Origin of the sequence: Mycolicibacterium palauense, assembly GCF_002592005.1 — a bacterium.
GTDB classification, from domain to species: domain Bacteria; phylum Actinomycetota; class Actinomycetes; order Mycobacteriales; family Mycobacteriaceae; genus Mycobacterium; species Mycobacterium palauense.
This window is the reverse complement of the sequence record NZ_NVQF01000139.1, coordinates 1-8,937: the sequence shown is the minus strand read 5'-3', so window position 1 is coordinate 8,937 and position 8,937 is coordinate 1. Positions and strand designations below refer to the sequence as shown.

7 protein-coding genes and 2 pseudogenes are annotated in these 8,937 nt (G+C 72.8%); 5 read left to right on the top strand and 4 right to left on the bottom strand.

Features of this window, described 5'->3' with window-relative positions; translation table 11 throughout:
• Positions 1 to 1,207, bottom strand: a pseudogene (locus tag CSR00_RS28490) (hypothetical protein); the annotation flags it as partial.
• Positions 1,208 to 1,385: 178 nt separating this feature from the next.
• Positions 1,386 to 1,949: a hypothetical protein gene (locus CSR00_RS28485; RefSeq protein ID WP_099025726.1), complete on the bottom strand. Its 564-nt coding sequence runs from the start codon at positions 1,947 to 1,949 to the stop codon at positions 1,386 to 1,388.
• Between the two features lie 80 nt (positions 1,950 to 2,029).
• Here CSR00_RS28485 and CSR00_RS28480 point away from each other — a divergent pair, with 80 nt between their 5' ends.
• Positions 2,030 to 2,842 carry a helix-turn-helix domain-containing protein gene (locus CSR00_RS28480; protein ID WP_099025727.1) on the top strand — a complete coding sequence of 271 codons (813 nt, stop codon included), beginning with the start codon at positions 2,030 to 2,032 and terminating at the stop codon, positions 2,840 to 2,842.
• Positions 2,839 to 3,198: pseudogene (locus tag CSR00_RS31475) on the top strand (acyl-CoA thioesterase); the annotation flags it as partial. The gene CSR00_RS28480 and the pseudogene CSR00_RS31475, both read left to right, overlap by 4 nt.
• Before the next feature lie 17 nt (positions 3,199 to 3,215).
• On the opposite strand, the gene CSR00_RS28470 reads toward CSR00_RS31475, so the two are convergent.
• A complete protein-coding gene (locus CSR00_RS28470) occupies positions 3,216 to 3,617 on the bottom strand; it encodes a hypothetical protein (protein ID WP_245906712.1) in 402 nt (133 codons plus the stop codon).
• A 134-nt stretch (positions 3,618 to 3,751) separates the two neighbouring features.
• Between CSR00_RS28470 and speB the strand changes: the two genes are divergently transcribed.
• Positions 3,752 to 4,804, top strand: a complete 1,053-nt coding sequence (gene speB, locus CSR00_RS28465; RefSeq protein ID WP_245906711.1) for an agmatinase — start codon at positions 3,752 to 3,754, stop codon at positions 4,802 to 4,804.
• Here speB and CSR00_RS28460 read toward each other — a convergent pair.
• Complete coding sequence (locus tag CSR00_RS28460) at positions 4,801 to 6,234, bottom strand: purine-cytosine permease family protein (protein ID WP_099025723.1); 1,434 nt, start codon at positions 6,232 to 6,234, stop codon at positions 4,801 to 4,803. The genes speB and CSR00_RS28460 overlap by 4 nt on opposite strands.
• Before the next feature lie 73 nt (positions 6,235 to 6,307).
• Here CSR00_RS28460 and CSR00_RS28455 point away from each other — a divergent pair, with 73 nt between their 5' ends.
• Together CSR00_RS28455 and CSR00_RS28450 are read left to right on the top strand one after the other, a co-directional pair.
• Positions 6,308 to 7,441: a DmpA family aminopeptidase gene (locus CSR00_RS28455; protein WP_099025722.1), complete on the top strand. Its 1,134-nt coding sequence runs from the start codon at positions 6,308 to 6,310 to the stop codon at positions 7,439 to 7,441.
• A gap of 19 nt (positions 7,442 to 7,460) precedes the next feature.
• Complete coding sequence (locus CSR00_RS28450) at positions 7,461 to 8,909, top strand: MFS transporter (protein ID WP_099025721.1); 1,449 nt, start codon at positions 7,461 to 7,463, stop codon at positions 8,907 to 8,909.
• Positions 8,910 to 8,937 lie beyond the last annotated feature (28 nt).

The window sequence follows — 8,937 nt, the reverse complement described above, 5'->3', positions numbered from 1 at the left end:
TAGGCCCACCACCGGGCACCGAACCACCGGGCACCGCAGCACCCGGCGCCGGCGGCGTCGCCGCGGTGTTCTCCACCACCGCACCCGGAGCCGGAGCACCCGGAACCGGCGGCGTAGGCCCACCACCGGGCACCGAACCACCGGGCACCGCAGCACCCGGCGCCGGCGGCGTCGCCGCAGCGTCCTCCACCACCGCACCCGGAGCCGGAGCACCCGGAACCGGCGGCGTAGGCCCACCACCCTCGACCGCACCGCCGGGCACGGGCGCACCCGGCGCGGGGGGAACCGCGGCCGCGGCGTCGACAGGGACGCCGGGAGCGGGTGCGCCGGGAGCGGGCGGCAGGGCCGCGGCATCCGCGATCGGCGCACCCGGAGCACCGGCCGGAGGCGCCGGCGCCGCAGCGGCGGCGTCGTCGATCACGTTGCCGCCGGCGGCGGGTGCGGTGTCGATGGCTCCCTCGGCCGGGGCGCCGGGCACCCCGACGGCGGCCTCGGGTGCCCGCGCCAGAGCGTTGTCCAACGCCACGGCCGCGGAGTCGGCGCCGGGGGCGCCGGCAGCCGCCGGCGGTGTCGCGGCGGGCGGGCCGGCGGCGGCATTGTCGACGACGGCGCCCGGGACGGGCCCGCCGGGTGCCGGTGGCGTCGCCGCCGCCGCGGGCAGGCCCCCACCGGGAGCGGGTGCGCCCGGCGCCGGGGGCACCGCGGCCGCGCCGCCACCGGGACCACCCGGCACCGGAGCACCCGGAACCGGCGGCACCCCACCGGAAGTCTGCGTCAACGTCCCCGGCACCGGCGGACTCGACGCCGGCGGCACCACCACCCCACCGCCACCGGGACCACCCGGCACCGGAGCACCCGGAACCGGCGGCACCCCACCGGACGTCTGCGTCAGCGTGCCCGGGACGGGAGGACTCGACGCCGGCGGAATCGCGGTCGACACCTGGGCCGAACCGGGGGGAATCGGCCCGGAGGCGGGCGGCACGACGACGGCGTTGGTGGGGGCGGCGGTGCCCGGGAACATGTCGGCCAGGTCGCCCGGTGTGGTGACCAGGGTCTGGACGATGCTGGCACAGGGCACCCCGCCGCCCGAGCTGGTGGGCGCGATCACGCGCTCGGCAGCGGCGTTCGGGCTCACGGCCAGGGTGGCCCAGAACATGCCTGCCGTGGCCGCAGCACAGATCGCCGTGCGCGTCGCGGTTCGTGCCATAGTCGATTCCCCAGCTTTCTCACTCGTTGAGGTGTCCTGGCGAACGTATCGACTGGCCGATCTTGCACCCGCGTCAAAACTCGCGTTTATCGAACCGTTGCTAAGGAGTCGCAGCGCGGTGACCGAACGTCATCGCTCTGCTACCAACGGCTTTCCGGCCCGAGCCGCCGGGTGGGGTTCAGATACCGGTCCACGCCTCGTCGAGGCGGACCGCGACGTCGATCACCTGGGCGTCCTTGGATTCCGGCTCGTCGATCTGGTCGGCCACGTGCTGGGCGATGAAGCGTCTGATCTCGGCATCGACGCCGGCCAGGACCCGCAACACCTCACCGCGCAGCGACTTCGACGCCACGTGCACGCTGATGTCCGAGGGGCGGGGTTTGGCGACGTCGATGACCAGCAGCAGCGGCTCGGCGGCGCGGGCGGTGGCGCGCAGGGAGATCTCGCCGTCGACGGAGAAGCGCTGTTTGTCCAGCCGCAGATCGACGAGCAGGTCGATCTCCAGCGGAATGCGGACCGAGAAGGTGATGGTGTCGCTGAGCTGGCGGATGGCACGGGGCTGTTGGATCTTGACCTTGGCGGTGACCCGGGCGATGCGGCCCGGCCCCTGCGCCATGGGACCCATCTCGAACTGGTCGCCGGCGATCGCGCCGAAGGCCGCGGCGACGCGTTCCTCGGTGACCGCGACCTCGAAGAATCGACGCCCCCACTCCTCGTAGGTCACGTAGTCGTGCATGTCCATAGTGCTGATACCGTCTCACGTCCGTCGGCGACAACCCGGTATTGCTCGTTCGCACCGGCGCCGTCAGCGACACTGGGCAGGTGAGCACCGCCGAAGACAGTATTCCCCCGCTCGGCGCGTTGATCCGGCAGTGGCGCAGGCGCCGCCGGGTGAGCCAACTCGACCTCGCGCTCGACGCCGGGATCTCGGCGCGCCATCTGAGCTTCCTCGAGACCGGGCGCTCGGCGCCGAGCCGGTCGATGGTGGTGCGGCTGGCCGCGGCCCTGGACATGCCGCCGCGGGAGCAGAACCGGCTGTTGACCGCCGCCGGGCTGGCCCCCGAATACCGCGAACGCCCCCTGGACGCCCCCGAGATGGCGACGGTGCGCGACGGTCTGGCGCAGGTGCTGGCCGCCTACGACCCGTTCCCGTGCCTGGCGGTGGACCGCCGGTGGGACGTCGTCCGGGTCAACGCCGCGACGGCGGTGCTGCTCGACGGGGTGGCGCCGCACCTGCTGGAGCGGCCCAACGCGCTGCGCATCGCCCTGCACCCGCAGGGCCTGGCGCCCCGCATCCGCAACCTGGCCCAGTGGCGCCGGCACCTGCTCGGCCGGTTGCGCCGCGAGGTCGCCGGCGGCGGCTCGGCCGATTCCTCGGCCCTGCTCGCCGAACTGGAGTCACTGCCCGGCCCCGACGACGCCGCCGACCCGGACGATCCCGACGCCGTCGTCGTCCCGTTGCGGCTGCGCGGCGACGACGACTCGGTGCTCACGTTCCTGAGCACCGTGACGACCTTCGGGACCGCCCTGGACCTGACCGCGGCCGAGCTGAGTGTCGAGGCGTTCCTGCCCGCCGATGCCGCCACGGCGGCGTACCTGCACCGGCTCCACACCTCCCCGGTGGCCCAACGATGATCCGGGGCAACGACTCTCGCGGATCGTCGGCGCAGGTGAGCGAGACGCAGGTGCGGGTGCGTTACGCCGAATGCGATATGCAGGGCCGGGTCTTCAACGCGCACTACCTGACGTGGGTCGACATGGCGCACACCGACGCGATCAACCGGATCGTCGGCGATTACCGCGAATTGGTGCGCTCCGGCGTCGACCTCGTCGTGGCCGCCGCCGAACTGCAGTTCCGCAGGCCGGCCGGTTTCGACGATCGGCTGCTGATCCGGGTGCACCTGCACGAGCCCGGAACCACCTCGCTACGAAGCGATTTCACCATCACCCGCGACGGGGAGCTGATCGCCGAGGCGGCGATGACACATGTGTGCGTCGACGCCGGTGACTACGGCAAGCGGCCGTGGCCGGAGTGGATCCGGGCCCGGCTGCGCGGCGCTCCCCCGCCGGCCGGTGCGGATCCGGAGACATCGGAGACCTCGGAGCCTTCAGGGACGTCTGGGACATCGATGATCGAGCGCCAGTAGTCCTCGGGGATCTCGCGGCCGGAGCGCAGCACCAGCGCCAGGCCGGCGGCCATCGCCACGCCGAGCAGGCCCAGCCACAGGCCGGCCACCGCGATCAGCGCCCACAGCGCCGCCCGGACCTGCGGCCAGGGCGCGACCAGGGCCAGCACCGGGGCGAAGAAGAAGCCGGTGCCCACGAACCACGCCGACCCGGCCCGGTCGGATCTCAGCACGAACTCCAGCCACCGGGGCACCGGTGGAACGTGGTCGTCGGCCTGCGGCATGGTCCTCCTGCCCGAGCGCTGCTCTGCACCACCAGATTCCCGCCATCGCCGGCCCACGGCAATTACCTGTGAGGTAGTGGCCGCCCCCTCGGGTTCGACACCCGGCCGCGCCCCGGCCGCAGTAGGGTCTGCCCATGAGCCACGACCATCATCACCACCACCGCTCGGGACGGGAACTGCCTCCGGGTATGGCCGAGCAGCTGGACCTGCCCTACGCGGGCCTGGTCTCGTTCGGGCAGCGGCCGTTCCTGACCGAGACCGAGCAGCTGGAGGCGTGGAAACCGGACGTGGCCATCGTGGGCGCGCCGTTCGACGTGGCCACCACCAACCGGCCCGGCGCCCGGTTCGGCCCGCGCGCGATCCGTGCCACCGCCTACGAACCCGGCACCTACCACATGGACCTGGGCCTGGAGATCTTCGACTGGCTGGAGGTGGTCGACTTCGGCGACGCCTGGTGCCCGCACGGCCAGACCGAGGTGTCGCACGCCAACATCCGCGAACGCGTGCACGCAGTGGCCTCCCGCGGCATCGTGCCGGTCATCCTCGGCGGCGACCACTCCATCACCTGGCCGACCGCCACCGCGGTGGCCGACGTCCACGGCTACGGCAACGTCGGCATCGTGCACTTCGACGCCCACGCCGACACCGCCGACATCATCGACGGCAACCTCGCCAGCCACGGCACCCCGATGCGGCGGCTCATCGAGTCCGGCGCCGTGCCGGGCACCCATTTCGTGCAGGTCGGCCTGCGCGGCTACTGGCCGCCGCAGGACACCTTCGAGTGGATGCTCGAACAGGGCATGACCTGGCACACCATGCAGGAGATCTGGGAGCGCGGCTTCAAGGCGGTGATGGCCGACGCGGTCGGCGAGGCGCTGGCCAAGGCCGACAAACTGTATCTGTCGGTGGATATCGACGTGCTCGACCCGGCCCACGCACCCGGCACGGGAACCCCCGAGCCCGGCGGTATCACCAGCGCCGACCTGCTGCGGATGGTGCGCCAGCTGTGCTACGAGCACGACGTCGCCGGCGTCGACGTCGTCGAGGTGGCCCCGGCCTACGACCATGCCGAGCTGACCGTCAACGCCGCGCACCGCGTGGTGTTCGAGGCGCTGGCCGGGATGGCGGCGCGGCGCCGCGACGCCGCGGGCGCCAAGCCCGGGCCGCCGTCGCCGCAGGCACGTTAGCCCCGGGCGCGCAGCGCCCGCCACCGCCCGTCGCGCAGCGCCCGCCACCGCCCGTCGCGCAGCGCCCGCCACCCCCCGTAGAGCACGGCCGCCACCGCGAAGTTCACGAAGTAGGCGATGTCGGCGCCGTGCCAGGCACGTGCCACCGGGCCCTCGATCAGCGAGGTGTCCATGAACGGCACCGCCGCGGCGTAGGCCGCCACGAACACCACCACGGCCGCCACAGCGTCGCGGCCCTCGGTGTGCTCCAGCGCGGGATTGAGACTGCGCCGGCCCCGGATGCGCGGCAGCCAATCGATGATGACGATGGCCGCGAACGCCGGGATCCAGTACCCGACCAGCAGCAGCACATCGGTGAACCGGGTCGCGGTGTCGCTGGCGTGCAGCCACATGATCAGGGCGAAGGCCAGCACCGTGACCACCAGTGCCGAGGCCGGCCGGCGGACCCGAACCCCAAGGGTCTGCAGGGCCAGGGAGCCGCTGTAGTCGTTCATCGCGCTGGAGCCCACCGAGGCCAGCGCGATCGCCAGCAGCGCCACCGCACCGAGCACGCCGCCGCCCATCACGGTGCGCACCCCCTCGGCGGTGTGCTCGGCCAGCAGGCCGGCCCCGGCGATGCCGATGCCCTGCACGAACAGATAGGCCGACACGATCCCGGCAAAGCTGAACCCGAACACCCGCAGCGGGGAGGACTGCGCCGGCAGGTAGCGGCTGAAATCCGCGGCGTAACTGGACCACGAGATCGCCAGGCTCAGCGCGATCGTCACCTCGAGCACGAACGCCCCCGCCAGATCGGGTCCGGTCACCGTGGCCGGGGTGACGATCTGGTGCCCGCCGACCAGCTTGACCGCCAGCACCACGAACGTCACCAGCAACACCACCGTGAGCACCGCCTGAACCCGGTGGATCACCTCGTAGCCGAAGAAGCCGACCGCGCCCTGCAGCCCCAGCACGATCAGCACCGCCACCCAGAACGGGATGCCCAGCAGCAGCGCCAGTGCCTCCCCGCCGAACAACCCGACCAGCCCGTCCCAGGCGATCGAGGAAACCCACTGCAGCGCGGCAGGTAACACCACCGCCGGGCCGAATGCCATCCGCGCGTTGGGAAGCTGGGCGGTGCCCGTCCGCGGACCCCAGGTGCACAGGTAGGCCACCACCAGCGAACCCAGCACCGTGCCGATCGTCATGGCCAGCAGACCCAGCCAGAACCCGAGCCCCAGCGCGATGGCCAGCGTCCCGGTGAAGACCCCGGTCATCGTGACCTGCGGGGCGAACCACACGGTGAACATCCGCCCCGGCCGCCCGTAGCGCTGATCCTCGGCGATCGGCGCGATGCCGTGGCTTTCCACCCGGAAGTCGCCGGCCCCACTGGGACGATGACCGGCGAAGGCCCCCGCGGTCAGCGCGCGTGACGAGCCGTCGTCCGTCATCACAACCCCTCCTGTCCGGCCCCTGCTGTGCGGCCATCGGGAAATATTCGACCACGAGTGCCAAGGTGAAAAGGTGGCCCCACCCCCAGCGTCGTCGCCCTCACCTCAGACCCACACCGCCGACGGGCGGCCCCGGGCCCGCGGCCTGGGCATCGCCCTGCCCGGGCGGCCCGGACCCTTCAACGCGATCACCGATGTTCCCGGCGTGCAGGTCGGGCACACGACGCTGATCGACGGGGACCGCGTGCGCACCGGCGTGACCGCGCTGCTGCCGCGGGGCCGCGACGGACTCGGCGAGCCCTGCGCGGCGGGCTGGTTCTCCCTCAACGGCAACGGCGAGATGACCGGCACCGCCTGGATCGAGGAATCCGGGGCCTTCGAGCTGCCGGTGGTGCTGTCGAACACCCACGCCGTGGGCGCCTGCCACACCGGGGTCGTCAGCTGGATCAACCGGGTCGCGCCGCGGATGGCGCAGCAGTGGCTGCTGCCGGTGTGCGCCGAGACCTGGGACGGCTACCTCAACGACATCAACGGCGCCCATGTGCGGCCCGAACACGTCGAGGCCGCGCTCGACGCGGCCACCTCGGGACCGGTGCCCGAGGGCTCGGTCGGCGGGGGCACCGGGATGAACTGCTACGAGTTCAAGGGCGGCAACGGCACCTCGTCGCGGCTGGTGGACTACGGGCCCCACACCTACACCGTGGCCGCGTTCGTGCAGGCCAACTTCGGCTCGCGCGCCGAGCTGACCGTCGCGGGCCGCCGGATCGGACCGGCGCTGGCCGCCGACAACCCCCTGGGGTCGTGGGCCCCGCCGGGAGCCGGCTCGGTCATCGCGCTGGTGGCCACGGATGCGCCGATGCTGCCCGGGCAGTGCAAGGCACTGGCCCGGCGGGTGCCGCTGGGGCTGGCCCGCACCGGCACCACCGGCAGCCATTTCTCCGGGGACCTGTTCCTGGCCTTCTCCACCGCGCCGGCCCCCGGTCTGGCCAGCCGCTTTCCCGTCGGCGCCCCGGGAGCCGACGAGTTCGGGACACTGCGGTTCGTGCCGTGGGGGCGGATGGACGACTTCTATACGGCGGTGGTCGAGTCCGTCGAGGAGGCGGTTCTCAACGCCCTGGTGGTCAACGACGACATGGTGGGCCGCGACGGCCACCGCTCGCCCGCGCTGCCGCTGGACAAGGTGGCCGTGCTGCTGAAGGTGGTTTGATAGCCGACATAATCGATGCGTGGTGGACACGGGTGCGCGGACCTCGACGCCGGTTCTGGTCGCCACGCTCAGCATCGTCGCGCTGACGGTGGCGGTGCTGCAGACCGCGGTGGTTCCCGTGCTCGGGATCATCGCCGAGCAGCTCGGCGCATCCAGCGTCGCGGTCAGCTGGGCGGTCACCGCCAACCTGTTGGCCGCCGCCGCGGCCACCCCCCTGCTGAGCCGCCTGGCCGACCTGCACAACAAGAAGCACGTCCTGATCGGTGTCCTGGTCCTGGTCCTGGCCGGCTCGATCCTGGCGGCCACCACCACGTCGCTGGGCCTGCTCATCACCGCCCGGGCGCTGCAGGGCGCCTCCTTCGCGCTGTACCCGATCTGCGTGGCGGTGCTGCGCGAGGAGCTGGCCGAGACCTCGGTGGTGCGGGCGCTGGCCGTGCTGTCGGCCACCCTCGGGTTCGGCGGCGGCGTGGGCCTGGTGGTGACCGGCCTGCTGATGTCCGGCGGCGCCGGCTACCACCGGGTGTTCTGGTTGACGACGGTGTTCACCTCGCTGGTGCTGATCCTGGCCGCGGTGGTGGTGCCCTCCCGCAGGCAGGAGGCCTCGGGATCGATCGACTGGCTCGGCGCGGCGGGCCTGGCGGGCGGGCTGACGGCCACGCTGCTGGCGATCACCCAGGGCAACACCTGGGGCTGGGGATCGGCGGGCACCATCGGCACCGCCGTCGCCGGGGTGGTGATCCTGGCCTCCTGGTGGCGGTGGGAGCGCGGCCGGGACCATCCGCTGGTGTCCACCGAGATGCTGTCGCGGCGGTCGCTGCTGCTGACCAACACGGCCACGGTGTTCGTGGGCATGGGACTCTATTTCGGCTTCCTGGGGCTGACCCAGTTCGTGCAGGCGCCGCGCGAACTCACCGGCTACGGGTTCACCGCCTCGGTGCTGTACTCCAGCGTGGTGTTCCTGCTGCCCGGGGCGTTCGCCGGGCTGGTCACCGCCACCGTCAGCGGCGCGTTCATCGAGCGCTTCGGCGCCCCGCCGGTCCTGGTGTCGGGGGCGCTGGCCGGGATCGTCGGCTTCGTCTACCTGGCCGTGGCGCACTCGGCGCCCTGGCAGGTGATCGTCGCCGGCGTGTTCACCAACGCCTACATCAGCCTGGCGTACGGGGCGCTGCCCGCGTTGGTGGTCAGCGAGGTCGGTTCCGGCGAGACCGGGGTGGCCACCGGCGTCAACGCGATCGCCCGCACCGTCGGCAGCTCGCTGGCCGCGGCGCTGGTGGCGGTGCTGCTGAGCCGTTCGGCGGCGCGCACCGGCCTGCCCACCGAGGGCGCGTTCGTGGCCATCTTCGTCGCCGGTGCGGCCACCGCGGCGCTGGCCCTGGTCCTCATCGCACTGTCGCGCGCGCCGCGGCGGGCCAACACCGGACCCGACGCCGAGGTGGACTCCCGCGCAATGAACCACGAATGGGGCTGACCGCGCCCGTCCCTGGGGCCTTCCCCCG